General features: G+C 54.0%; 22 protein-coding genes and 4 tRNA genes. 18 read left to right on the top strand and 8 right to left on the bottom strand.

The window, feature by feature from the left end:
• Positions 1-43: 43 nt before the first annotated feature.
• Positions 44-892 (bottom strand): transporter substrate-binding domain-containing protein, encoded by an 849-nt coding sequence (locus N7922_RS07245; RefSeq protein WP_263099887.1) that lies wholly within the window; start codon positions 890-892, stop codon positions 44-46.
• A gap of 232 nt (positions 893-1,124) precedes the next feature.
• Between N7922_RS07245 and N7922_RS07240 the strand changes: the two genes are divergently transcribed.
• The 6 genes from N7922_RS07240 (at position 1,125) to N7922_RS07215 (ending at position 7,570) form a co-directional block, all read left to right on the top strand.
• Positions 1,125-2,588: a PLP-dependent aminotransferase family protein gene (locus tag N7922_RS07240; RefSeq protein ID WP_061493807.1), complete on the top strand. Its 1,464-nt coding sequence runs from the start codon at positions 1,125-1,127 to the stop codon at positions 2,586-2,588.
• Between the two features lie 275 nt (positions 2,589-2,863).
• Complete coding sequence (locus N7922_RS07235; protein ID WP_263099886.1) at positions 2,864-3,982, top strand: YbdK family carboxylate-amine ligase; 1,119 nt, start codon at positions 2,864-2,866, stop codon at positions 3,980-3,982.
• A gap of 222 nt (positions 3,983-4,204) precedes the next feature.
• Complete coding sequence (locus tag N7922_RS07230; RefSeq protein ID WP_263099885.1) at positions 4,205-6,112, top strand: methyl-accepting chemotaxis protein; 1,908 nt, start codon at positions 4,205-4,207, stop codon at positions 6,110-6,112.
• 73 nt (positions 6,113-6,185) lie between these two features.
• Positions 6,186-6,428: a DUF1158 domain-containing protein gene (locus N7922_RS07225; protein ID WP_263099884.1), complete on the top strand. Its 243-nt coding sequence runs from the start codon at positions 6,186-6,188 to the stop codon at positions 6,426-6,428.
• 200 nt (positions 6,429-6,628) lie between these two features.
• Positions 6,629-6,838: a YdgH/BhsA/McbA-like domain containing protein gene (locus N7922_RS07220; RefSeq protein ID WP_088238171.1), complete on the top strand. Its 210-nt coding sequence runs from the start codon at positions 6,629-6,631 to the stop codon at positions 6,836-6,838.
• Between the two features lie 132 nt (positions 6,839-6,970).
• Entirely contained in the window at positions 6,971-7,570 is a 600-nt protein-coding gene (locus N7922_RS07215) for a nitroreductase family protein (protein WP_263099883.1), read from the top strand.
• A gap of 68 nt (positions 7,571-7,638) precedes the next feature.
• On the opposite strand, the gene N7922_RS07210 is transcribed toward N7922_RS07215, so the two are convergent.
• Entirely contained in the window at positions 7,639-9,201 is a 1,563-nt protein-coding gene (locus tag N7922_RS07210) for an alpha/beta hydrolase-fold protein (RefSeq protein WP_263099882.1), read from the bottom strand.
• 158 nt (positions 9,202-9,359) lie between these two features.
• On the opposite strand from N7922_RS07210, the gene N7922_RS07205 reads away from it, so the two are divergent.
• Entirely contained in the window at positions 9,360-11,516 is a 2,157-nt protein-coding gene (locus N7922_RS07205; RefSeq protein WP_263099881.1) for a TonB-dependent siderophore receptor, read from the top strand.
• Between the two features lie 51 nt (positions 11,517-11,567).
• On the opposite strand, the gene gltX is transcribed toward N7922_RS07205, so the two are convergent.
• On the bottom strand, positions 11,568-12,983 hold the full coding sequence (gene gltX, locus N7922_RS07200) for a glutamate--tRNA ligase (protein WP_263099880.1): 1,416 nt from the start codon (positions 12,981-12,983) through the stop codon (positions 11,568-11,570).
• Between the two features lie 256 nt (positions 12,984-13,239).
• Between gltX and N7922_RS07195 the strand changes: the two genes are divergently transcribed.
• From N7922_RS07195 to N7922_RS07175, 5 genes are all read left to right on the top strand, one after another.
• Positions 13,240-13,315, top strand: a tRNA-Val gene (locus N7922_RS07195).
• A gap of 41 nt (positions 13,316-13,356) precedes the next feature.
• Positions 13,357-13,432, top strand: a tRNA-Val gene (locus tag N7922_RS07190).
• Positions 13,433-13,472: 40 nt separating this feature from the next.
• Positions 13,473-13,548, top strand: a tRNA-Val gene (locus N7922_RS07185).
• A gap of 4 nt (positions 13,549-13,552) precedes the next feature.
• A tRNA-Lys gene (locus N7922_RS07180) sits at positions 13,553-13,628 on the top strand.
• A 431-nt stretch (positions 13,629-14,059) separates the two neighbouring features.
• On the top strand, positions 14,060-14,413 hold the full coding sequence (locus tag N7922_RS07175) for a FlxA-like family protein (protein WP_263099879.1): 354 nt from the start codon (positions 14,060-14,062) through the stop codon (positions 14,411-14,413).
• Here N7922_RS07175 and N7922_RS07170 read toward each other — a convergent pair.
• Positions 14,404-15,333 carry a LysR family transcriptional regulator gene (locus N7922_RS07170; protein ID WP_263099878.1) on the bottom strand — a complete coding sequence of 310 codons (930 nt, stop codon included), beginning with the start codon at positions 15,331-15,333 and terminating at the stop codon, positions 14,404-14,406. The two genes, N7922_RS07175 and N7922_RS07170, sit on opposite strands and share 10 nt — an antisense overlap.
• An 89-nt stretch (positions 15,334-15,422) precedes the next feature.
• On the opposite strand from N7922_RS07170, the gene N7922_RS07165 reads away from it, so the two are divergent.
• Positions 15,423-16,412: a bile acid:sodium symporter family protein gene (locus tag N7922_RS07165; RefSeq protein ID WP_263099877.1), complete on the top strand. Its 990-nt coding sequence runs from the start codon at positions 15,423-15,425 to the stop codon at positions 16,410-16,412.
• Here the strand turns inward: N7922_RS07165 and N7922_RS07160 are convergent.
• The 3 genes from N7922_RS07160 to zipA form a co-directional block, all read right to left on the bottom strand.
• Complete coding sequence (locus N7922_RS07160) at positions 16,409-16,624, bottom strand: DUF3820 family protein (RefSeq protein ID WP_061493798.1); 216 nt, start codon at positions 16,622-16,624, stop codon at positions 16,409-16,411. The genes N7922_RS07165 and N7922_RS07160 overlap by 4 nt on opposite strands.
• Positions 16,625-18,643, bottom strand: a complete 2,019-nt coding sequence (ligA, locus tag N7922_RS07155; protein ID WP_263099876.1) for an NAD-dependent DNA ligase LigA — start codon at positions 18,641-18,643, stop codon at positions 16,625-16,627.
• A gap of 70 nt (positions 18,644-18,713) precedes the next feature.
• On the bottom strand, positions 18,714-19,715 hold the full coding sequence (gene zipA, locus N7922_RS07150; RefSeq protein WP_263099875.1) for a cell division protein ZipA: 1,002 nt from the start codon (positions 19,713-19,715) through the stop codon (positions 18,714-18,716).
• Positions 19,716-19,943: 228 nt separating this feature from the next.
• On the opposite strand from zipA, the gene cysZ reads away from it, so the two are divergent.
• From cysZ to crr, 5 genes are all read left to right on the top strand, one after another.
• Positions 19,944-20,705 (top strand): sulfate transporter CysZ, encoded by a 762-nt coding sequence (cysZ, locus tag N7922_RS07145; protein WP_263099874.1) that lies wholly within the window; start codon positions 19,944-19,946, stop codon positions 20,703-20,705.
• Positions 20,706-20,845: 140 nt separating this feature from the next.
• Entirely contained in the window at positions 20,846-21,817 is a 972-nt protein-coding gene (gene cysK / locus N7922_RS07140) for a cysteine synthase A (RefSeq protein WP_061493794.1), read from the top strand.
• Between the two features lie 382 nt (positions 21,818-22,199).
• Complete coding sequence (gene ptsH, locus N7922_RS07135) at positions 22,200-22,457, top strand: phosphocarrier protein Hpr (RefSeq protein ID WP_007370907.1); 258 nt, start codon at positions 22,200-22,202, stop codon at positions 22,455-22,457.
• 47 nt (positions 22,458-22,504) lie between these two features.
• The gene (gene ptsI, locus N7922_RS07130) at positions 22,505-24,232 is read left to right on the top strand and encodes a phosphoenolpyruvate-protein phosphotransferase PtsI (protein WP_061493793.1); all 1,728 of its coding nucleotides are present in this window, start codon (positions 22,505-22,507) and stop codon (positions 24,230-24,232) included.
• Between the two features lie 40 nt (positions 24,233-24,272).
• The gene (gene crr / locus N7922_RS07125; protein WP_000522253.1) at positions 24,273-24,782 is read left to right on the top strand and encodes a PTS glucose transporter subunit IIA; all 510 of its coding nucleotides are present in this window, start codon (positions 24,273-24,275) and stop codon (positions 24,780-24,782) included.
• A 44-nt stretch (positions 24,783-24,826) separates the two neighbouring features.
• Here crr and pdxK read toward each other — a convergent pair whose 3' ends face one another.
• The gene (gene pdxK / locus N7922_RS07120) at positions 24,827-25,666 is read right to left on the bottom strand and encodes a pyridoxine/pyridoxal/pyridoxamine kinase (RefSeq protein WP_263099873.1); all 840 of its coding nucleotides are present in this window, start codon (positions 25,664-25,666) and stop codon (positions 24,827-24,829) included.
• Positions 25,667-25,678 lie beyond the last annotated feature (12 nt).

Here is a 25,678-nt window from a genome sequence, read left to right as displayed (position 1 = left end):
CCCTCCTGTTTAAAACGAGCGGCGGTCGCCCGCCGCATGACACTTACAGACCGGCTAACTTGTGGAACTGATCGGCGCTGGTGATCGGCTCTTTCGGCAGTTCATAGGTCTCGCCGAACCATTTTTTCTGCAACTCGGTCAGCTTGCCGGTTTCGGTCATATGGTTCATAAACCCGGTCATAAACTTCAGCAATTCCGGGGAGTTTTTCGGGATAGGCCATGCCATATAACCAGGGCCGGATACCGCCAGTCCTTTGGCAAAGACCTTCGGCTTGGCTTTCACCAGGTCGTTAACCGAGATAACCACGTTGATCACGTAGTCGACGCGTTTATTCGCCAGATCGGCGTAGGCTTCAGGGTAGGATTGATACTCCACTACCGGCCCCAATTTGCCGCCGACTTTTTCCAGCATCGCTTTCAGTTCCGGCAAACGCGCCAGCAAAGCACTGCCCGCCTGTACGCCCACTTTTTTACCGCTCAAATCGGCAATGGTATTTAATGTTTTATCGTCGGCGCGTTTCACGAAATAATGCTGAGCAGAGGCCCACGGCGGTGTGAAATTAAACACATTGAGGCGTTCATCGGTAATTACCGCACCGGTTAATGCCATATCATACTGGCCAGTAGAAACCGCGGCGAGTAAGCCAGTCCACGGTAAAATACTTTGGTTGATATTGAATTTCGCGTATTTGCGTAACTCTTCAAGCATGTCCTTGTTAAAACCATCCGTCTGGCCATTATTCATAAAGTTAAACGGAGCATAATCATCTTCAGTCGCGACTTTCATGGTGCCGGACTTTTCGATTTCGGGTAAATCTGCTGCCACTGCGTGTAAAGAAAATGCCAGGGTCATCATGGCTGCAAGACAATATTTGCCGAATACTTTTTTCATCTTTCCACCCTTATTAAATGTGCCAGACCGGTATATCCCGGGTGTGCTGGAAGCGTTGCAAGATATATGCCGAAACAGTGAGCCGTCCGGTTTTTGTGACTGCGTTTTTACAATAGGGAGGCTTGCGCTTTTCTGAATAGAGCCAGTTTTTGTGAATGGTTGTGTCAGATGCACCGAAGCTGGTATGGAATTTGCTCAACCCTGTATAGCGATATATCCGGAGGAGCACAGCATGATTCGTCATCTACTGAACGTAAATTTTGACGGCCAACGAGGGTTGCAAGAGCAGGTTCGCGAATCGCTGATTAATGCGATTCTGAGCGGTATTTTCCCGGCGGATACCCCGCTGCCTTCATGCCGCCAGCTCGCCAGCCAGCTCAATGTATCGCGTAATACCACCGCGCTGGTGTTTGAAAGCCTGGTGAACGAAGGTTACCTCGTCAGCCGCCCACGCAGCGGGTACTACCTGCACCCGGATTACTACAGCTGTGGGCAAAATACTGCACAGCCTGCACCTGAATGCGAAAGCAGTGCACCACATTGGGGCAGCCGCCTGAAAATTACCCCCAGTCAGCAGGAATCGATCCTCAAACCCGCTGGCTGGATGCACTACCGTTACCCGTTTATCTACGGTCAGCCCTATACCCAGCAGTTTCCGCTCGCCACCTGGCGCGCAGCGGCAAACTGGCTGCACGGCGGTGTGCGCGACCCGGCATGGGTGATTGATCATATTGACCAGGATGTGCCGATGTTGATTGAGCAGATCCGCACCCGCGTGCTGCCCAAACGCGGCATTGTCGCTGCACCGGATGAGATCCTGATTACGCTGGGCTCGCAAAATGCGCTCTATCTGCTGACGCGCCTGTTAATGTCGCGCACCACCCGCGTTGCGGTGGAGAACCCCAGCTTTCGCGAAGCGATTAACACCTTCTTATTAAGCGATACGCAGATCGTGCCACACCCGGTAGACAGCGAAGGGCTGGTGCTCAATGAAACACCGTGCGACTACTACTACGTCACGCCAGGGCACCAGGTGCCGACCGGCGTGACCATGAGTAAAGCGCGTCGCACTGAATTGCTCGATTACGCTACCCGCCACGATGCGGTGGTGATTGAGGATGATTACGACTCAGAGAGTAACTTTATGCAAAACCCGCTGCCCGCGTTAAAAGCCAGCGATCGCAGCGGGCGGGTGATTTATGTCAGCAGCCTGTCAAAAGCGCTGTCGCCGGGTTTGCGGCTGGGGTATATGGTTGCCGCCCCGGAAATCATTGATGAGGCGCGCGCCCTGCGCCGGTTGGTCTATCGCCACCCACCGACCAACATTCAGTATCAGATGGCCCATTTTCTGGCGCAGGGCCATTACGAAACCCATCTGCGGCGCTACCATGAAGACTCCGCCCGGCGCTGGGACTGCCTGCATAATGCGTTGCGCACCTTCCTGCCCGCCTGTGAGATGATGCCTGGCAGTGAACATGCCAACGCCTTCTGGCTCCGCACGCCGGAGCAGATAAGCACCCAGCAGTTAACCTGGCGCGCGGCTCATGCTGGTGTATTGATTGAACCTGGCGCGCGCCATTTCCTGCAAGATGCGCCACCGGATAACTTCTTCCGTATGGGATTCCATGCCATCAACCCGGATGCCATTGCCCCTGGCGTGGAAGTCCTTCGCGGGCAACTGGAGCAATTTTGCTGAGGGAGCCCGGCTAACCACCGGGCAGACGTTTCATCGCCCTCTTTATTAATGTTGCTTATCTTTCATGGCAATGTGACACCGTTATATTGGCCGGAGACTTATTTCCCGCCGATATATTTTAGCAGCGTGTTTTTTATTACGGCTTTTCGTGGATATACAAAAAGAATTCGCAATCTGCTCTGGCCCGAACAGGTAAAAAATCACCGGCAATGGCAGGAGGAAGGAATGGATATTCACTTCCATAATAAAGAAAACACATTGCGTAAGGGAGTGTTATGCCATTACCCGATTTTCATGTTTCTGACGCATTTACGCTGGGTATTGAACTGGAATTACAGGTGGTTAACCCGCCGGGCTACGATTTAAGCCAGGACTCTTCCCGGCTTATCGCAGCGGTAAAAGACCAGATAACCGCCGGCGAAGTGAAGCACGATATTACCGAAAGCATGCTGGAAATCGCCACTGGCGTATGCCGGGATATCAACCAGGCGGCACATCAATTCTCCGCCATGCAGTCGGTGATTTTGCAGGCGGCGGCGGAGCACCATCTGCAAATTTGCGGCGGCGGGACGCACCCTTTCCAGAAATGGCAGCGCCAGGAGGTGTGCAACGACGAGCGTTATCACCATACGCTGGAGATGTTCGGTTATCTGGTACAGCAGGCCACGGTCTTTGGTCAGCATGTGCATATCGGTTGCCCGAGTGGCGATGACGCCATCTATTTATTGCATGGCCTTTCCCGCTTCGTGCCGCACTTTATTGCGCTTGGCGCCGCCTCGCCGTATATGCAGGGCACGGATACCCGCTTTGCGTCATCACGGCTGAATATCTTTTCCGCCTTCCCGGATAACGGCCATGCACCGTGGGTCAGCAACTGGCAGGAGTTTGCAGGACTGTTTCGCCGCTTAAGCTACACTTCAATGATTGAGAGCATTAAAGACCTGCATTGGGACATCCGCCCCAGCCCGCACTTTGGCACGGTCGAAGTGCGGGTGATGGATACCCCGCTCACGCTCTCCCATGCGATCAATGTCGCCGGGTTTATTCAGGCGCTGGCGCACTGGCTGTTGGCCGAGCGCCCGTTTAAACATCAGGAGCGGGATTACTTATTGTATAAATTCAACCGTTTTCAGGCCTGCCGCTTTGGTCTGGACGGCATCCTGACCGATGTACATACCGGCGAACAGTGCACCATTGCTGACTCACTGACGCCGTTGCTGGATAAGCTTGCGCCCTGGGCCGATAAGCTCAATGCCGGTAGCGCACTGGATGAACTGGCTAATGTGGTAAAGCGTGGCAAGAGCGAAGCGCAGCAGATGCGTGAGTTTGTCGCAGGCGGGGGATCGTTGATGGGTTTAGTGCAAAAACATGCGGAAATCTGGGCGGCGGGATAATAACGCGTTAAATTTTTACCGCCAGATTATTCCCTGTGATTAATCAGACAGATAAAAAAAGCTTATTTTTAATAAGCTTTTCTTTTGCCACAAATAATACCCACAAAGGAGTAAGAACACATTAGAAGAATTGATAAATATCAACAAGCCTTACGTTAAAATAAAGGCGTCAGCCTCTATTCCGATAACAAATATGAGCACCCGCAAACATGAGGCATATTTATGAGTTGGATTTACCGTTTTTCGATGAAAGCAAAATTATTACTGGCGCTGCTACCGCTATTGTTTGCGTTGATCTGGCTGGCAACCAGCGGCATCCTGTCCCGCGTGGAAACGGGTCAGCAAATGCGCACCATTATCTCGTTGACGGAGCTTGCAAAAAACGCCGGTAACGTGATTCAGGAGTTGCAAAAAGAGCGTGGCATGAGCGCCGGTTATTTAGGCAGTAAAGGTCAGCAATTTTCCACTGAATTATCAGCACAATATCCCTTGTCGGCACAGACGCTTAGCCAGTTTGCGGAGGCGCTTAAACAGTCGCAGGTACAAGATGCCAATAGCGATATCCAACGCGCACTGGACCAATTCCGGCAACACCAGCAAGGACTGGAGGCATTCCGCCAGCAGGTGCGAAGCCAGAGCGTAAGCGGCAGCGAGTCGCTGGTGTGGTACAGCACGATCATCAACGATTTACTCAATGTGGTGGGAGGCATTAGCCAGCTCACCGACAATGGCGATATCGTCAACCAACTGGCGGCTTACTACAGCCTGCTCAACGCCAAAGAACAGACTGGCGTTGAACGTGCCCTGATGTCGAACGTTTTCTCTGCCGATCGTTTTAACGACGGGCAGTTCCGCTTGCTTAATGAAGTGGTGGGTAAACAGCAGGCATGGCTGGCGGCAACGCGTGTTTTCAGTACGGCGGACGTCAACGCGAAGCTGGCGGCGCAACTGCAAACGCCGCAGGCAACACATGCGCTGGAACTTCGCCAGCATGCGATTGATCGTGCGACAGAGGGCGGCTTTGGCATTGCGCCTGCCGACTGGTTCAAAGCCCAGACAGAGCGCATTACGGTGCTGAAATCCGTTGAAGATGCCTCTGCCAATACACTGCTGCACACGGCGCAAACGCTGGCGGATAAAGCCTGGCGCGACGTGACGATCTTTGCTGTTATCAGCGTTGCGGCACTGGTTGTGGCGCTGTTTTTCGCCTTGCTGGTCGCCAGCAGCATTCACCGCCAGTTACATACCTCGCTCTCCACCATTGAAGGGATGAACGGCGATCTGACCCAGCGGCTGGAGGTTCCCGGCACCGATGAGCTCTCTCTGCTTAACCGCGCTTACAACCAGGCGATAGAGAACATTCAGCATATTGTGAGTGAAATTAAGCACGGGGCGAATGTACTGCGCGGCGCCAGTTCTGAGATTGCTGGCGGCAATCAGGATTTAGCGTCCCGCACGGATGAGCAAGCCGCGTCGCTGGTGGAAACCGCAGCCAGCATGGAGCAAATCGCCACGGCAGTGAACCAGACAGCGGATAACGCCAACGAAGCGAAAAAACTGACCGAAGAGATGGAGAAACAGGTGCAGGAAGCGAGCCGCGTGGCGGGCGAAGCGAACCTGAGCATGAGCGCTATCCGCGCCTCCAGCGAACAGATCTCCAGCATTGTCAGCTCGATTGACGAAATCTCCTTCCAGACCAACCTGCTGGCGTTGAACGCCGCAGTTGAAGCCGCGCGTGCCGGAGAGATGGGCAAAGGCTTTGCGGTGGTGGCAAGCGAAGTGCGCAATCTGTCCCAACGTTGCGCCAACGACGCGCATCAGATCCGCGAACTGGTCACGAAAAATATGGAGCAGATCCAGCAAGGAGTAACGCTGGTGCAGTCCTCCGATCGCGCATTGCAAGCGGCGAAGGCCAATACCGGCCAGATGCTGGCATTTATCAGCGATATTGCCCGCGCGGCCAGTGAGCAGTCGCTGGGCGTTTCGCAGGTGCATCAGGCGCTGAACCAGCTGGAGCAGGTCACGCAGCAAAACGCCGGTCTGGTGGCGAGTGCCGCCAGCGCCAGCCAGATGCTGGATCATCAGTCCGAAACCATGGCAACACTGGTTGACCGCTTCGTGGTGGCCTGATTGCCCGTCGGGGAACGTTGCGCTCAGGCCAGCTTTCCCCGACAATGCGGCTTTTCACCACCGACAGACGCTTATGAAACACCCCTTAGAATCTCTGGTTACCCTTGCTGGCATCCTGCTGATGGCGTTTATCTCTGTGTTGCTGCTTCCCGCGCCCACACCGGGGCTGCAACTGGCGCAAAGCCTGGTGCAGCACTTCCATCTGCTGGATTTAAATCAGCTTTATACCCTGATCTACTGCCTGTGGTTTTTGCTGCTCGGTTGCATTGAGTTCTTTGTGTTGCGCTTTATCTGGCGGCGCTGGCTCGCTGTCTGAGAACATTTACCCTGCCCTCTCCGGTTAGCGGCAGGGTTAACTCCCCCACTTTTAATTGCATCTCCCTCGCCACTCTTGTTCTATTTTTTTGAACGTTATCCGCAAATTGTTCCGCTTTTTATCAGCGATTTGCAGGCTTATGATTTATCACATCAGGGCAACACAGCCCTTCTCAAACAAAACTGAACAGGATTACGACCATGAAATTCATCAAAACTTTCGTTGCTGTTGCTGCACTTTCTACTCTCTCTTTCGGTTCTTTTGCACAAAGCATCAGCGCCAGCGCTTCCACCCTCAGCGCGGCTGAAGCAAAAATTGCCGCTCAGGCAGAACAGGCAAATGCCTCTTACAAAATCACCAGCGCCCGTAGCGACAACGGCGTGTATATGACCGCAGTACTGAGCAAATAAAAACATCGCCCCGTAAAGGGGCGATATCACAACCAGGATCAGGCGAACATGAACCCGTTGCAGAAAATTTTTAGCGCTTTGTTTCCGCAGGCCACCCCGGCCGCGGTTGAACAGTCAACTTCAGGAGCCGTCATGTCAGACAACTTTATCGCGTTGGCGAAACAACGCAGAACCATTTACGCCCTCGGTAAAAACTTGCCGGTGGCAGAAAATGTTGTGATTGAAACCATCAAAGAAGCGATTCGCCAGGCACCGTCTGCATTTAACTCGCAAAGTTCTCGCGCGCTGATCCTGCTGGGTAAAGAACACGTACAGTTCTGGGAACTGACGCGCGAACAGCTGAGAAAGATCGTGCCGGCAGAGAACTTCCACGCCACCTCGGAAAAAATCGACGGCTTTGCCGCAGCGGCCGGTTCGGTGCTGTTTTTCGAAGATCAGAACGTGGTGAAAGGGTTGCAGGAGCAGTTTGCCGCCTATGCCGATAACTTCCCGGTCTGGTCTGAACACAGCACCGGTATTGCCCAGTATGCCGTCTGGCTGGCGCTGACCGAAAAAGGGATTGGTGCGAACTTACAGCACTACAATCCGCTGGTGGATGCCGATGTACAGCGTACCTGGAATATCCCGGAAAACTGGAAGCTGCGCGGCCATATGAACTTCGGTTCAATTGTTGCACCAGCAGGCGAAAAAGCCTTTATGGACGATGACAAACGTTTTGTGGTTGTACGTTAAGCCTTCGCAACCTGCACAAGCCCGGTACGCGTTAGCGCTGCCGGGCGTTTTGTTTGCCTGGCGGCCCGTTACTTCAGCCCGGTAAAATCCCGCATGCCTGCCACCAGCGCTTCGACCCACGCCGCGTAATCATGGCCACTTGACCAGGGGTGAAAACTCGCGGTGTAGCCTTTTTCGCGCAGTGCCTGCGCAAACTCACGACTGTTCGCGTAGATGCCGCCGTCAGCCCCTTGTGACTCAAACCGCCCTGCCTGTACCCAGAATCGCACCGGATAGCGCGGCGCATGTTGGTACTGACGCGTCAACCAGCCCGGCGTTTCCCCCTCTGGCGCCCACCAGTACGAACCGGAAAGGCTCAGCACATTACCGAACAGGCGCGGGTAACGTAACGCCACCCACGACGCGGCCAGGCCACCATAGCTTGCTCCGGCCAGCACGGTTTTATTACGCGTTAGCGGGATCCCCTGCCGACGTAGCCATGGCATCAGTTCCCAGGCCATAACGTCGGCAAAATCCGTATTCGGCGGCAGCTCTTTGGCACGCCGCGCGTGATCGAGGCTGTTGATAAAGACAATATTGACCGGCGGCAGCGCGTGGCGGGCAATCAGACCATCCAGCACATTGGCGGTGCGGTACTCCCCTTGCCAGGTTTGTCCATCGAAGAGGATCACCGTCCAGCGCGCGGGCTGCGATGCACGCGGCCGGTAAATCACGATCTCACGGCGGTTGCCCAGGCGTTCACTGTAAAATGACTGACGCGACAGAACACCGTGACGCACCGGTTGCGCCATGGCTTCGCTGGAGAAATAGCGCGCAGGCGCTAAATCAAGCAGTGACGCGCGGTTCCAGCGATCGGTCTGCCCGGTGTTCAGGGTGTGTGGATTAAGCGGGTCAGCTTGCGCGCTAACGAGGATCGCCCGACGTTGATCCCGTGTGCTACCGTCGACCTGCGGTACATCCGGCGCGAGCTGATACTGCATGCGGGTATCCGCCGGGACGACATAACTGCGGAACCAGACATCCGAATGTGCGAGACGAAACAGGGGATCGTGATCGCCTGCTGGTGATCCGAGAATAAAGACATTCGCACGTGCGCCGCGCCATAAAAACGTGACCCGCTTGTGGCTGGCGTCAACCGGTTCAACTAAGGGCGTCCCTGCTTGTTTTCGCTCCTGCCAGAAGGCCTCTGTTGTACCGCCAGCAGCGAGCTCGCTGGCCAGTTGCTGCAAACGCGGGCTCACTGGCGCAAGCGTCTGCGGGCGCGGAAGCGGCGTGGTCTCTTTCATTCGCCACGAGAAGCGCCAGCGCGTGCCTTCCTGGCCATGCAGCACCAGTGATGAAGGTTGTTGTATCGGTAACGAAAACAGCAATGACTGCTCGCCATCACTCGGTCCGCCTTCCAGTAACGCACGTAAAGGGTGGTTTTGCCTGTCCAGCAAATGAGCGTCGGTCACACCAGACAGCGTGGCGGCAACATAATTTTCCCCCAGCAGCGGAAGCTGAAAACAGACCTCCCCGCTGGCATCAAATTTCCCGTGCTGCTCGCCCTGGACTGAGGGCGCTTCACACTGTGTAGCCATTGCCGGCAGTGCGCTTAGCCCAATCAGTAAACCACTCAACGCCATTTTCATCGGCAATGTTTCCGTTTATGAAATTCCACACAACGCTAATGCAAATGGTAATTATTTGCAATATCATCCATGCCGTTAATGGTGTCTGGCCCCCTTATTTGCTTAAGAAATAAGGGGGTTATTTGAATGGCTGTTTTTAAAACGGGACGTTTTAACTCATGTTTAAAAATAACAAAATCATGCAACTCTGGCTGCTGAGCCTGACAGTTGGCACCGCCAGCTCTCCGGCGCTGGCAAAAAACGCGGGCGAAGAAACGCTGCTGGTCACACCAGGTGCTGCGGAAGATCCCACCGCACCGGTGAAAGGCATGGTGGCGACCAAAACGCTGGCGGCCACCAAAACGGCGGAGGATTTAGTCAAAACACCGCAATCGGTGTCGGTGATCACCCGCGATCAAATGAAAGCGCTGGATGTCAGCTCGGTATCCCAGGCACTGCGTTACAGCGCGGGCGTGTTCACCGAGTACCGCGGCTCCTCCAACCGGAATGATGAAGTGTTTGTGCGCGGTTTCAGCTATGTGCCGAAATTCCTTGATGGCCTGAGTTACGGCGCAACCGCCTCCTCTCAAACCGGTACGCTCGATCCGTGGCTGCTGGAGCGGGTCGAACTGGTGCGCGGCCCGGCATCGGTGCTGTTTGGCCAGGTCAACCCAGGCGGGCTTATCAGCATGACCAGCAAGCGCCCGACCAGTGAGGCGATTCATAGCGTACAGTTCCGCACCGGCAACAATAATCTGGCGGAAGGCGCGTTTGATTTTGGCGGTAAACTCAGCGATGACGGGCGCGTGTTGTATCGCGTGAACGGTATTGCTCGCACGCAGAATAATCAGGTGGATGATTACAAAGAGACGCGCATGGCGATTGCGCCATCGATCACCTGGTATCCTAACGATCAGACCCGTTTTACCCTGCTGACCAGCTACCAGAAAGATCCGGACGCCGGTTATCGCAATTTCCTGCCCTATTACGGCACGGTGGTCAGCGCCAACGGGCGTTATCTGCCGCGCGATATGAACGTCAGCGATCCCAATTATGATCAATCCTGGCGCGAGCAGACGATGATCGGGTATGAGTTTGAGCACCAGCTTAACGATATGATCACGCTGCGCCAGAACGCCCGCTACGCCACGATCAAACAGAAATACCGCTACCTGGTGTATGCCAACAATGCGGCAAACAGCACAGTATTAACGCGTAATGCCCAGCATGAAACGCGCCAGACCGATGAGTTCGGCCTCGATAACCAGGTTGAAGCGCAGTTTGCCACCGCAGAAGTTAACCATACGCTGTTGGGCGGGCTGGATTACAAATCAAGCCGGGATCACCAGTTACTGCAACGCGGGACCGGCTCACAATATGATTTTGACTGGACCCACCCGGTGTACGGCGTGAATGTGGATGAAAGCACCTTCAGTACCCGTACTAACGAGCAGCAAAACCTCGACCAGATGGGGCTTTATCTGCAGGATCAACTGAGCTGGAATAACTGGGAGTTACTGCTTTCCGGGCGTTATGACTGGTCGGAAGTTCGTACCACGGACTTCACCTCCAGCGACCCGACGGTGCAGCAAAACGACAGCAAATTCACCTGGCGCACTGGCCTGCTGTACGCGTTCGATGTTGGTCTGTCGCCGTATATCAGCTACAGCACCTCGTTTGAGCCAAACCAGCAAACGAACCGCGCGCCGGGCGTGGCACCGTTTAAACCGACCACCGGCAAACAGACGGAAGTGGGTGTGAAATATCAGCCGCTGGAAAACACGCTGATGTCGCTGGCGGTGTACGATCTGCGTCAGGATAATGTACCGACCTACAACAGCAGTGAAGGCTGGTATGAAAACGCGGGCGAAATCCGTTCGAAAGGGCTGGAAGCGGAACTGCACGCCACGTTGTTTAATAGCCTGAACCTGATCGCCTCTTATACCTACACCGATGCGGAAAACGCCGAAACTACCGTCGCCAGCACCAAAGGCAAAACGCCAGCGCGTATTCCAACGCATATAGCGTCGGCTTTCACCAGCTACACCCTGCCGGGTGGCCCGTTGAAAAGCCTGACCGCAGGCGTGGGAGTCCGTTACATCGGTACCAGCTATGGCGATGCGCAGAATACGTTTAAAGTCCCGGCGGTGGATCTGTATGACGTAATGCTCGGTTACGATCTCGGTGAACTGAGCAGCAACATGAAAGGGGCGAACGTGCAATTTAACGTCAACAACATTGCCAATACCAAGTATGTGGCAGCCTGTAGCGGCAGCAGTGCCTGTTTCTATGGCATTGGCCGGACGATGACGGCAACCGTCAGCTACAGCTGGTAGTAAAAAAGCCGCCTTCAGGGAGGGCGGCTTTTGTTCATACGGCGCTATTTATTACTGCTGGTTTTCGCGCTCAGCAATAAACGCCAGCGCGTTGTTGATACGCGCCACGCTGCGGGACTGACCAATCGCGTGAACGGTCACGTCCAGCGCCGGAGACTGGCCCGCGCCGGTCACCGCAACACGCAGCGGCATACCCACTTTGCCCATGCCCACTTCCAGTTCGTCGGCAGTGGCCTGAATGGCGTGGTGCACATTTTCTGCGGTCCATTCGGTAATGGCCGCGAGTTTGTCTCGCACCACTTCCAGCGGCTGACGGGCAACCGGACGCAGGTGTTTTTTCGCCGCATCGGCATCGAATGCGTCAAACTCTTCATAGAAGTAACGGCAGCTTGCCGCCATCTCTTTCAGGGTTTTGCAACGTTCACCCAGCAGTTTCACCAGCTCAAACAGTTGCGGACCGGTATGCGTGTCGATGTTTTCCTGCTCAATATGCCATTGCAGATGGGTCGCGACATATTCCGGATCCAGCGTATTGATGTAGTGATGGTTCAGCCACAGCAATTTGTCGGTGTTAAACGCACTCGCCGATTTGCTGACCGCGCCCAGCGAAAACAGTTTGATCATCTCTTCACGGGTGAAGATTTCCTGATCGCCGCTGGACCAGCCCAGGCGCACCAGATAGTTCAGCAGCGCTTCTGGCAGATAGCCGTCGTCACGGTACTGCATCACGCTGACAGCGCCATGGCGTTTGGAGAGTTTTTTACCGTCGTCGCCGTTGATCATCGACACGTGCGCGTACACCGGAACCGGTGCGTTCAGCGCTTTCAGGATGTTGATCTGGCGCGGCGTGTTGTTGATATGGTCTTCGCCACGGATCACGTGAGTGATCTCCATGTCCCAGTCATCCACCACAACGCAGAAGTTGTAGGTTGGGGATCCATCGGTACGGCGGATGATCAGATCGTCGAGTTCCAGGTTGCTGAACTCGATCGGGCCACGGATTTGATCATCGAACACCACGGAACCGTCCTGCGGGTTGGCAAAACGCACCACGCAAGGCTCATCATCTGCGTGATGGGAGTGGTCGTGGCGGCAGCGACCGTCGTAACGCGGTTTTTCATTGTTTGCCATCTGCGTTTCACGCAGCTGCTCAAGGCGCTCTTTGGAGCAGTAGCATTTATATGCGGTGCCGGCTTCCAGCATCTCGTCAATCACGGCGTTATAGCGATCAAAACGTTTGGTCTGGAAGTACGGGCCTTCGTCCCACTCCAGGTTCAGCCAGTTCATGCCATCCATAATGGCTTCAATTGCTTCCGGGGTGGAGCGTTCAAGATCGGTGTCTTCGATACGCAGTACAAACTCACCGCCGTGATGACGAGCAAATAGCCAGGAATAGAGAGCTGTACGCGCGCCGCCAACGTGCAGATAGCCAGTGGGGCTTGGCGCGAAGCGAGTTTTGATTTTCATGAATTGGCCTTACGTTGATAAAGATGCCGACCGTCGGCACTACCTAAAATGAAAGTGGGCAATATTCTATCACTGTGGGCTGATTCCTCAATGTTGTTGCCGCGATCGGCAGTGTATCGGGCTATTTTGTTTAGAAATCATGCTCTCGCGACGGATTACGCAGCGGTTTGTCTAATTTTACGACGAACGAACAATTTCTTTTGAAAATGCGTTGACTCATTTTCAACTCTCCCTATAATGCGACTCCACACAGCGGGGGTGATTAGCTCAGCTGGGAGAGCACCTCCCTTACAAGGAGGGGGTCGGCGGTTCGATCCCGTCATCACCCACCACGATTTTTGTGGTTCCCGCAGTGTAGATAAGAATGAGAAGTGGGTGATTAGCTCAGCTGGGAGAGCACCTCCCTTACAAGGAGGGGGTCGGCGGTTCGATCCCGTCATCACCCACCACTTTCTTGCCAGCGAATTCTTATCAGTGAAGTACCGAAGTGGGTGATTAGCTCAGCTGGGAGAGCACCTCCCTTACAAGGAGGGGGTCGGCGGTTCGATCCCGTCATCACCCACCACTTCGGGTCGTTAGCTCAGTTGGTAGAGCAGTTGACTTTTAATCAATTGGTCGCAGGTTCGAATCCTGCACGACCCACCAATGTAAAAAAGCGCCCTAAAGGCGCTTTTTTGCTTTCCGGCATTTGCCAACTCTCACAGAATCTCATTCCAGCCCTGCTACGCGCAGTACCCGCTTTCATTCCTGCCTGCATTATCAACGGTGCCTTACCCGACCAGGACTAACGCTTTATTTTCTAAATAATTACCGGCATTTTTGCAGCGTAGAATGGCGTTTTTAGCCAGATATAAATTTTCACATTTTACTTAAAGCAGCGCTTTAAAACACCCTATCAGCAATGACAAAAACAATAAAACTATATGTTTTTCAACAGGTAAACACGGTAACCTTTATCCATAATTTATCCTTAATGTCCGGATATGATGCTCACATTGCGGCCTTTCCGTGACCGCGACTCAAGAACTATTTGATTACGCCGATAATGATGTTTTATGGCAAAGAAGGGGAGCTCAATGACAACTATCTCAGCAACAACTCCGTCAGTACAAGGCAGTAGCAGCAGCACCGGTAGTTCATCGTCTGCCAGCAGCGATACCGCTGCGCAGATCAGCCGCATCACTCAGCAGATCACCAAGCTGACTCAGCAGCTGAAAGATGTGTCCAACGGCAGCGGTAGCGCCGAAGAGAAAAAGAAACAACAAGAGCTGATTCAGGCTCAAATCCAGCAACTGCAGGCACAACTGGCGCAGTTGCAACGCAAGCAAGCGGAAGAAGCTGAGCAGAAACAAGTTCAGCAACAACCGCAAGCAAAAGTGGAAGGCGTCAACAACCCTTCCGACGATCATCAGATTGATATCTACGTCTGAGTAAATAACGGATCGTCCTCACGGGCCTGGTTTAAACACCGGGCCTGTTCTTTTACCACCTCCCATAACGCCTGCGCAGCCCCCGACAACGAACGGTTTTTACGGCAAACCAGCATAATTTTCCGTTGTACATCTGGCACCAAACGTTTTACTACCAGTTGGCTCCCTTGTGGCAATGGCAGCGCCAACGCAGGCAGCACACTGATGCCAATCCCCGCTTCCACCATCGGAAAAAGCGTCGCCGGGTGACCAATCTCCTGCACAATCATTGCCTGTATCCCAAAGTGAAGCAGTGCGGAATCAATCAGCGGACGGCTCCCCGATGCATAATCCTGCACCACCAGCCGCGCCCCCTCTAACGCTGACCACGGCACAGCAGCGCGTTGCGCCCACGGATGATCGTGACGGCACAACAGAAAAAAGGGTTCCTCAAGGATCTCCTCACTTTGCAGATCGCTGACCGGCCCCGGATCGATAACAATGCCAAAATCCACCTCTCCCTGGCGAATACTCTCCAGCACCCACTGTTGTGGTCGATCGTGCAGCACAAAATCGATTTCCGGATAGCGATGATTACTGCTGGCTATGCATTGCGGGATCAGATGGGCAGAAATGGTCTGGCTGGCGGCAACACGTACCGTACCGGTTAATTGCTGCCCTACCCGCCCGGCCTCGCGCAGCGTGCTGCTAAGCTCATCTAACAACCGTTCGAGACGTATCGCCAGTTGTTGCCCGGCTTCCGTTAACACCACTTCACGGGTAGTGCGATCCAGCAAGCGAACACCGGTCTGGCGCTCCAGCTCTTTAACGCTGTGACTGACGGCGGACTGACTGAGCCCAATGATGTCCCCTGCCCGGCTAAAACTTCTGGCCTGGGCAACGGTGACGAAGACGCGCAACTGACGGAGTGAATAATTCATCTGTTAAATTCATGAATGGATGCAATAAATCAATTTTATTTCTCAAAGCAGAAAAAGCACAATAGCGACATCGTTTTTCAGGAGTGCCTATGAAACTGTTTCGTGTTCTTGATCCCTTCACCCTCACGCTGGTCTGTACGGTTCTGCTGGCCTCGTTCTTCCCTGCCCGCGGCAGCTTTGTGCCCTTTTTTGAATGGCTGACGACCGCCGCCATTGCGCTGCTGTTTTTTATGCATGGCGCAAAACTCTCCCGCGAGGCCATCATCGCTGGCGGCAGCCACTGGCGCTTACACCTGTGGGTCATGTGCAGCACCTTTGTCCTCTTCCCGGTGCTCGGCGTGCTGTTTGTCTGGTGGTCACCGGTCAATGTCAGCCAGGAGCTGTATACCGGGTTCCTCTACCTGTGCATTTTGCCCGCTACCGTACAGTCGGCGATCGCCTTTACGTCACTGGCGGGCGGCAACGTTGCGGCCGCCGTCTGTTCAGCATCGGCATCCAGCCTGCTTGGGATTTTCCTCTCGCCGCTGCTGGTCGGCCTGCTGATGAACCTGCACGGCGCGGAAGGCAGTCTCGAACAGGTTGGCAAAATCATGCTGCAACTACTGCTGCCTTTTGTGTTGGGGCACCTCTCACGCCCGTGGACCGGCGCATGGGTGGCAAAACATAAAAAGTGGATTTCCAAAACCGACCAGACGTCGATTTTGCTGGTGGTGTACTCCGCATTCAGTGAAGCGGTGGTTAACGGCATCTGGCATAAAGTCGGCGTCGGTTCACTGCTGTTTATCGTGGTAGCGAGCCTGGTATTACTGGCTATCGTGATCGTGGTGAATGTGGTGGTCGCGCGTAAATGCGGCTTTAACAAAGCGGATGAGATTACCATTGTCTTCTGCGGCTCGAAGAAGAGCCTTGCCAATGGTATTCCGATGGCCAACATCCTGTTCCCGACATCGGCCATTGGCATGATGGTGCTGCCGTTGATGATTTTCCACCAGATCCAGTTGATGGTCTGCGCCGTGCTGGCGCGCCGCTACAAACGTCAGGCGGAGAAAAACCAGGCGCAGGAAGCGGCGAAAGCTTAGCGGCGTTTCAGGGGCTGAACCAGATGGCTCAGCCCTTCCGTTTTAATCAGCAACGTAATCTGCAGTAACTCACCCAGTCGCCCGGCGGGAAACGCCTCTTTGCGGGCGAACCACAGCAGATACTCTTCCGGCAGATCAATTAACCGTCGCCCCTGATATTTCCCGAAAGGCATCACGGTATTGGCGATCTCAACGAGCTGCTCTTTTTCCATTTACTCTCCCAGTCGCCGGATCATTTCCGCCTCATCAATCACCGCAATGCCCAGTTCCTGCGCCTTCGCTAATTTTGAACCCGCCGCTTCGCCTGCAATCACCAGATCGGTTTTCTTCGATACGCTCCCCGCCACTTTCGCGCCAAGCGCCGTTAAACGTGCTTTGGCATCATCGCGGGAGAGCTGGCTCAGACTGCCGGTCAGCACAACCGTTTTCCCGGCGAACGGGCTGTCGATCTCTTCGGCATTGACCACCACAGGTGCAGGCCAGTGGATCCCCACCTCGCCGACAAGCTGGCGGATAACCTCACGGTTGCTCTCTTCGTTGAAGAAGTTATCGACGTGCTTCGCCACCACCACGCCCACATCCGGGACTTTTTGCAGTTCATCGACGGAGGCAGCCATAAGCGCCTCCAGCGTACCGAAATAGGCCGCCAGACCGGCTGCCGTGGCTTCGCCGACTTCACGAATTCCCAGCGCATAGAGGAAACGGGCAAACGTCGTCTCTTTGGCTTTTTCCAGCGCGTTGACCACGTTTTGCGCCGATTTTGGCCCCATGCGATCGAGACCGGTCAATTTTCCGGCCGTCAGGCGGAATAAGTCAGCGGGAGTGAGCACATACTCTTTTTCCACCAACTGGTCGATTATCTTATCGCCCATGCCGTCCACGTCCATCGCGCGGCGGGAGACAAAATGCTTCAGGGCTTCTTTACGTTGTGCACCGCAAATGAGCCCGCCCGTACAGCGGGCAACCGCTTCGCCTTCCACACGCTCCACATCAGAGCCGCACACCGGGCAGTGCGCCGGGAAGACCACTTCTTGCGTCTCTGCCGGGCGTTCAGAGAGCACCACATTCACCACCTGCGGGATAACATCGCCAGCACGGCGAATCACCACCTTATCGCCAATCCGTAACCCCAGGCGATCAATCTCATCGGCATTGTGCAGTGTGGCGTTACTCACCAGCACACCGGCAACGTGTACCGGCTCAAGGCGCGCAACAGGCGTAATGGCCCCCGTACGTCCAACCTGGAACTCCACGTCGCGCACAAAGGTCATTTGCTCCTGCGCCGGGAATTTAAATGCCACCGCCCAACGAGGTGCACGGGCAACAAAGCCAAGTTGCTCCTGCAAATCGAGGGAATCAACCTTGATCACCACGCCATCGATATCAAAGCCCAGCGTCGGGCGATCGTCTTCAACTTTATGGTAGAAAGCCAGCACCGCGTCCGGGCTGTCGCACAGACGTATGCGCTCACTCACCGGCAGACCCCAGGCTTTAAACTGTTGCAGACGCGCCAGATGGCTGCGCGGCAGTGCTCCGCCTTCAAGAATGCCGACACCATAGCAGAAGAAGGTGAGCGGGCGTTTTGCGGTAATACGCGGATCGAGCTGGCGCAACGACCCTGCCGCCGCGTTACGCGGGTTGGCAAACACTTTTGCCCCGGTGCGGCGCGCATCGTCATTGATTTTTTCAAAACCGGTCTGCGGCAGAAACACCTCACCGCGCACTTCAAGGCGTGCAGGAATGTTGTCGCCATGCAGCTTTAATGGGATCGCGCGGATGGTGCGGACGTTCGTCGTGATGTCTTCCCCGGTCGTACCATCGCCACGCGTTGCGGCACGGACCAGCACGCCATTTTCGTACAGAATGCTGACCGCCAGGCCATCGAGTTTCAGCTCGCAGCAGTAAGTCAACGCGTCGGTGCTTTTCAACCGATCCTGCACGCGCTTGTTAAACGCCAGAAAGCTCTCTTCGTCAAAAACGTTGTCGAGCGACAACATCGGGACTTCGTGACGCACCTGGCTGAACGCGGTCAACGGCGCGGCGCCAACACGCTGTGTGGGCGAGTCTGGCGTGATCAGATCAGGATGTTGCGCTTCCAGCTCACGCAGCTCACGCATCAGGCGATCGTATTCCGCATCCGGGATCTCCGGCGCATCCATAACATGGTACAGGTATTCATGATGGCGAAGAGTGGTTCGCAGTTCTGTCAGTTGTTGTTCTATTGATTCCATATCGCACCATCAATGATAAAAAACCCCCGACTGGCGGGGGTTCTGGAAGGAAAGTATCTGAGCGGACCCGTTACGCGTTGGCGTCTTTGACCTCGCGAATACGGTCCTGATATTCACGCAGTTTTTGCGGCGTCATCATCCGACGCTGATCGTCCAGCACCACACCGCCCACTTCATCGGCGATATGCTGTGCAGATTGCAGCATCAGTTTAAAGTTTTGCAGCTCATCGCCGTAAGAAGGCACCTGCATAAAGATAGTCACACCCGGTGTGGTCATTTCGCCCATCATCTCGACGTCAAACGTCCCTGGATTGACCATATTCGCCAGACTGAAAAGCGCCGGGCCGCTGCCGTCCGGGCTAAGATGACGATGGAAAATGCTCATATCGCCAAATTTAAAGCCCGCCTGCAGAATGCTGTTCAACAGCACATCGCCGTTGAGGGTGCTGCCGTGATGCGCGGCAACGTTCATAATAATGACCGTTTCTTTGCGCTGCGGTTTTTCCACCGGCGCTTCCACAACCGGCTCGGGCTCAGGCTGCGGCACAGGTGTGTGAACCTGTTGCTGCGGCTGATGTTGCGGTGCAGCAGGTTGTTGATATTGCGGAGCAGCAGGCTGTGGAGAGTGCTGGTGCTGAACCGGTTGGGGTTCAAACACGGGCGCCTGAACAGGACGGCGTTCCGGTTGCGACGGCTGAACAGAAGGCTGCGGTGCGTGGTGCGCGGGTTCTTCCGGCGGTTGCTGCACAGGTGCAGACGGGCGCGGTTGGGCCGACGCGTAAGGCGGCTGATATTGATGCTGCGGATGCTGACGCGGTGCATCCTGCTCATTTGTAGCTTTTGGCGCAGTGTTCACTTTATGAACACGAACTTCACCCACGCCTTCGTCGTCGTCTTCGACATCCTCGTCATACAACTCTTCGTCGTCACGTCGCGACTTCATGCGTTTTAATGGGCGATCGCGGAACATTGAAGAACGTTCTTTGCGGCTGGTCCAGAACCCATGAACCAGTAAAGCAATTATGGCGATCGCGCCAACAATGATTAATATCAGACGCAAATCCTGCATCATTATATTCTCTGTTGTTCTAACACCTTGCCACCACGGCAAACCTTTACTCACTAAGAGTATTTGCCCCTTACCTCAAGTGCAAGTGTGCGGGGGGCTTTCGCCGCAGAAAGATACGCTAAATTGTGCTTTTTGCTGTTTTTTCGAACATTTCTGAACGGGTTTCCCCCGTCAGGTGAATATTATAAGCTTCAATTTTTCCTGCTGTCATAAAAGGAGTACAGGCAGATTATGATTTCATCGTCCCCAAGTACGGTACGCAGTGGCGTCTTTTACTTTTCCCAGGGCTGGAAACTGGTCACGCTGCCAGGCATTCGTCGTTTCGTGATTTTGCCTTTGCTGGTGAACATTATCCTGATGGGCGGCGCATTCTGGTGGCTGTTTACCCGCCTTGATAGCTGGATCCCGTCGTTGATGAGCCACGTGCCGGACTGGTTACAGTGGCTGAGCTATCTGTTATGGCCAATTGTGGTTATCTCAGTTCTGCTGGTGTTTGGTTATTTCTTTTCAACTATCGCCAACTGGATCGCCGCGCCGTTTAACGGCCTGCTGGCTGAGCAACTGGAAGCGCGGTTGACCCGCGCCACGCCACCCGATGCCGGTATCATGGGCGTGATGAAAGATGTGCCGCGCATTATGAAGCGTGAATGGCAGAAACTGGCCTGGTATCTCCCACGCGCCGCGCTGTTGCTGATCCTCTATTTTATTCCGGGGATTGGGCAAACCGTCGCGCCAGTGCTGTGGTTTCTGTTCAGCGCGTGGATGCTGGCGATCCAGTATTGCGATTATCCGTTCGACAACCATAAAGTCCCGTTCAAAGAGATGCGCCTCGCGCTGCGTTCACGTAAGTCCATGAATATGCAGTTTGGCGCGCTGACCAGCTTGTTTACGCTGATTCCGGTGCTGAACCTGGTGGTGATGCCGGTGGCGGTGTGCGGCGCGACGGCGATGTGGGTCGATTGCTACCGTGATAAACATGCCGCCTGGCGTTAAGGAATTATTCCGTTTCTTATTCCATACTGCTTAGCATTATTTCGGTGCAGCATATAGATATGCGAATTCCTTACTTCCGCATCAACAGTAAGTGCGTATGCTGATGGGGTTCCCAAATTTCATACAGTTAAGGACGGGCTATGAGTAAGATTTTTGAAGACAACTCGTTGACTATTGGTCATACGCCGCTGGTTCGACTGAACCGCATCGGTAACGGACGTATCCTGGCGAAGGTCGAGTCCCGCAACCCAAGCTTCAGCGTGAAATGCCGTATCGGTGCCAATATGATTTGGGATGCCGAAAAACGCGGTGTACTGAAGCCGGGCGTCGAGTTGGTCGAGCCAACCAGCGGTAACACCGGTATTGCTCTGGCCTATGTGGCGGCAGCGCGCGGTTACAAACTGACGCTGACCATGCCGGAAACCATGAGCATCGAACGCCGTAAGCTGCTGAAAGCCCTGGGTGCCAACCTGGTGTTGACCGAAGGCGCGAAAGGCATGAAAGGCGCGATTCAAAAAGCAGAAGAGATTGTGGCCAGCGATCCAGCTAAGTATCTGCTGCTGCAGCAGTTCAGCAACCCGGCGAACCCGGAAATCCACGAAAAAACTACCGGTCCGGAGATCTGGGAAGATACCGATGGTCAGGTGGACGTGTTTATCTCTGGCGTGGGTACCGGCGGTACTCTGACCGGCGTGACGCGCTATATCAAGAACACCAAAGGCAAAACCGATCTGATCACCGTGGCGGTAGAGCCGACCGATTCGCCGGTCATTTCTCAGGCACTGGCGGGTGAAGAACTGAAACCAGGTCCGCATAAAATACAGGGCATCGGCGCCGGGTTTATTCCGGGCAACCTGGATTTGAAACTGATCGACAAAGTTGTCAAAATCACCAACGAAGAAGCCATCAGCACGGCACGTCGTCTGATGGAAGAAGAAGGTATCCTGGCGGGTATTTCTTCCGGTGCGGCGGTGGCAGCTGCATTGAAGCTGCAGGAAGATGAAACCTTTACCAATAAGAATATTGTGGTTATCCTTCCGTCTTCCGGCGAGCGTTATTTGAGCACCGCTTTGTTTGCGGATCTGTTCACTGAGAAAGAACTGCAACAGTGATGCCAGATTGTTAAATTAGCGCAAAAAAGCACCCGTCGAGGTGCTTTTTTGTGGCGTACATCAAATTTTTACCCCTCCTGGCATTGCCTGGATCCTCCGGGTCTGGTATTTAACCATCACATTTATTTTGAAGCGCGAAATTAATCGGAGTCAGATTTCATCTTGCTGAATCGATTTTATGATTTGGTTCAATTCTGGCTTTCGCGGCATAATGTTTAATGACGGACGAAACGTCAGCGATCGGATGCGTCTGTAGCGGATTTTATCGGCACGACCTCTGTCTCTTGTTCCGTTACGCCGGCGCTAACTATACAGGCTAAAGTCTAACCGCCAGGCTAGACTTTAGTTCCACAACACTAAACCTATAAGTTGGGGAAATACAATGTTCCAGCAAGAAGTTACCATTACCGCTCCGAACGGTCTGCACACCCGCCCTGCTGCTCAGTTTGTTAAAGAAGCGAAAGGCTTCTCTTCTGAGATCACTGTGACTTCCAACGGCAAAAGCGCCAGCGCGAAAAGCCTGTTCAAACTGCAAACTCTGGGCCTGACTCAAGGTACTGTTGTGACTCTGACCGCAGAAGGCGAAGACGAGCAAAAAGCAGTTGAACATCTGGTTAAACTGATGGCTGAACTCGAGTAAGTTTTTTCGGGTTCTTTTCAAGATCAGTCACAAGTAAAGGTAGGGTTATGATTTCAGGCATTTTAGCATCCCCGGGTATCGCTTTCGGCAAAGCACTGCTGCTGAAAGAAGACGAGATCGTCATCGACCGGAAGAAAATTTCTGCCGACAAGGTTGACCAGGAAGTTGAGCGTTTCCTGAGCGGTCGTGCCAAAGCATCGGCACAGCTGGAAGCGATCAAAACGAAAGCGGGTGAAACTTTCGGTGAAGAAAAAGAAGCCATCTTCGAAGGGCACATCATGCTGCTTGAAGATGAGGAGCTGGAGCAGGAAATCATAGCCCTGATTAAAGATAAGAGCATGACTGCCGATGCTGCGGCGCATGAAGTTATCGAAGGCCAGGCTACGGCCCTGGAAGAGCTGGACGACGAATACCTGAAAGAGCGCGCGGCTGACGTGCGTGACATCGGTAAACGTCTGCTGCGCAACATTCTGGGTATGCCGATTATCGACCTGAGCGCAATTCAGGAAGAAGTCATCCTGGTTGCGGCGGATCTGACCCCGTCAGAAACCGCACAGTTGAACCTGAAAAAGGTACTCGGTTTTATCACTGATATCGGTGGCCGCACATCTCACACGTCCATCATGGCCCGTTCTCTGGAACTGCCAGCGATTGTGGGTACCGGCAGCGTCACGACGCAAGTGAAAAACGGCGACTACCTGATCCTCGACGCGGTGAACAACAAAGTTTACGTTAATCCGAGCGACGACGAGATCGAAACCCTGCGTGCTGCGCAGGCTCAGGTTGCAGAAGAGAAAGCGGAACTGGCGAAACTGAAAGACCTGCCGGCGATCACCCTTGATGGTCACCAGGTAGAAGTCTGCGCCAACATCGGCACCGTTCGCGATATCGCGGGCGCAGAGCGCAATGGCGCTGAAGGTGTAGGCCTGTACCGTACCGAATTCCTGTTTATGGATCGCGACGCGCTGCCGACCGAAGAAGAGCAGTTCGAAGCGTACAAAGCGGTTGCTGAAGCCTGTGGCTCTCAGGCCGTTATCGTTCGCACCATGGACATTGGCGGCGACAAAGAACTGCCGTACATGAATTTCCCGAAAGAAGAGAACCCGTTCCTTGGCTGGCGTGCTGTGCGTATCGCCATGGATCGTAAAGAGATCCTTCGCGATCAGGTTCGCGCTATCCTGCGCGCTTCTGCTTTCGGCAAACTGCGCATTATGTTCCCGATGATCATCTCTGTTGAAGAAGTGCGTGCGCTGAAAAAAGAGATCGAAATCTACAAACAGGAACTGCGTAGTGAAGGTAAAGCCTTCGACGAGAGCATTGAAATTGGCGTCATGGTGGAAACCCCTGCCGCGGCGACTATCGCTCGTCACCTGGCCAAAGAAGTTGATTTCTTTAGTATCGGTACCAATGATTTAACGCAGTACACCCTGGCAGTTGACCGTGGTAATGATATGATTTCACATCTTTACCAGCCGATGTCACCGTCCGTACTCACTTTGATCAAGCAAGTTATTGATGCTTCTCATGCTGAAGGCAAATGGACTGGCATGTGTGGTGAGCTTGCTGGCGACGAACGTGCTACACTTCTGTTGCTGGGGATGGGTCTGGATGAATTCAGTATGAGTGCCATTTCTATCCCGCGCATTAAGAAGATTATTCGTAACACGAACTTCGAAGATGCGAAGGTGTTAGCAGAGCAGGCTCTTGCTCAACCGACAACGGACGAGTTAATGACGCTGGTTAACAAGTTCATTGAAGAAAAAACAATCTGCTAATCCACGAGATGCGGCCCAAATTACTGCTTAGGAGAAGATCATGGGTTTGTTCGATAAACTGAAATCTCTGGTTTCTGATGATAAAAAAGACACCGGAACCATTGAGATTGTTGCCCCGCTTTCTGGCGAAATCGTCAACATTGAAGATGTACCTGATGTCGTTTTCGCTGAGAAAATCGTTGGTGATGGCATTGCAATCAAACCAACCGGCAACAAAATGGTAGCTCCGGTTGACGGTACTATCGGCAAAATCTTTGAAACCAACCATGCCTTCTCTATCGAATCCGATAGCGGCATTGAGCTGTTCGTTCACTTCGGTATCGACACCGTTGAACTGAAAGGCGAAGGTTTCAAACGCATCGCGGAAGAAGGCCAGCGCGTGAAAGTTGGCGACCCGGTAATCGAATTTGATCTGCCGCTGCTGGAAGAAAAAGCCAAGTCAACCCTGACGCCGGTGGTTATCTCCAACATGGACGAAATCAAAGAGCTGATCAAACTGTCTGGTAGCGTGACCGTGGGCGAAACCCCGGTTATCCGTATCAAGAAGTAAGCTCACCGCATATAAAAATGGCGCCGCAAGGCGCCATTTTTGTTTTAACACGGCGGTAAAATCAGCTCGTCATAACCCTTGTCCAGGGTATAGCCCATCACGTCCACCACCCTGTCGCCCGCAGCACGCACTGCAGTGTCCAGCGTTTTACCCTGAATAATGCCGCTCACCAGCTCGGAACAGAACAGATCACCGGTCCCTTTCAGATCCGTCGCGACACGCGGATAACCGCTCACTGTCACCTCATCAGCCGTGACCAGCACCACATGGATTTGCCCGTCATCCACCTCCACGGGCGCACTGGTGATGGCAACCCAGTGCAGCGAGTCAGAGAGCAGCCCCTGCGCCGCCTCAATGGCGCTTTGCAGATCCCGGCACGGTTTACCGCTTAACACTTCCAGCTCAAACACATTCGGCGTGATCCCCTGTGCCAGCGGTAGCAGATGCTCACAATACGCCTGAGGAATTTCCGGTTTTACATAGATACCGCTGTCGGTATCGCCAATCACCGGATCGACGAGGATCACCAGCTGCGGATGTTTTTCCCGTAGCGTCGTGAGCCACTGCGCCAGCAGCTTTATCTGGCTGGCGCTGCCCATATACCCGGTGGTCACCGCTTTCACTTCGCGCAGGACATCGCGCTCTTCCAGCGCCTGCAAATAGCCGCTAAACCACTCATCAGGGATCACGCCACCGTAAAAGGTGTCATAGTGCGGCGTATTACTGAACAGCACCGTAGGTACTGCCAGCACATTCAACTGGTGCTGGCGGATATTGGGCACAGCAATACTGTTACCCACGCTGCCGTACACCACCTGTGACTGAACTGCGACAATATCGGCCTGCTGCGCCCGGGTTTTATCCCTGAACAGGATCATCTCCATTCTGTCTCCTTA

This window comes from Kosakonia sp. ML.JS2a, from assembly GCF_025642095.1.
Lineage (GTDB): Bacteria > Pseudomonadota > Gammaproteobacteria > Enterobacterales > Enterobacteriaceae.
The sequence above is the reverse complement of the archived record's forward strand: the minus strand, read 5'-3'. Positions and strand labels throughout refer to the sequence as shown.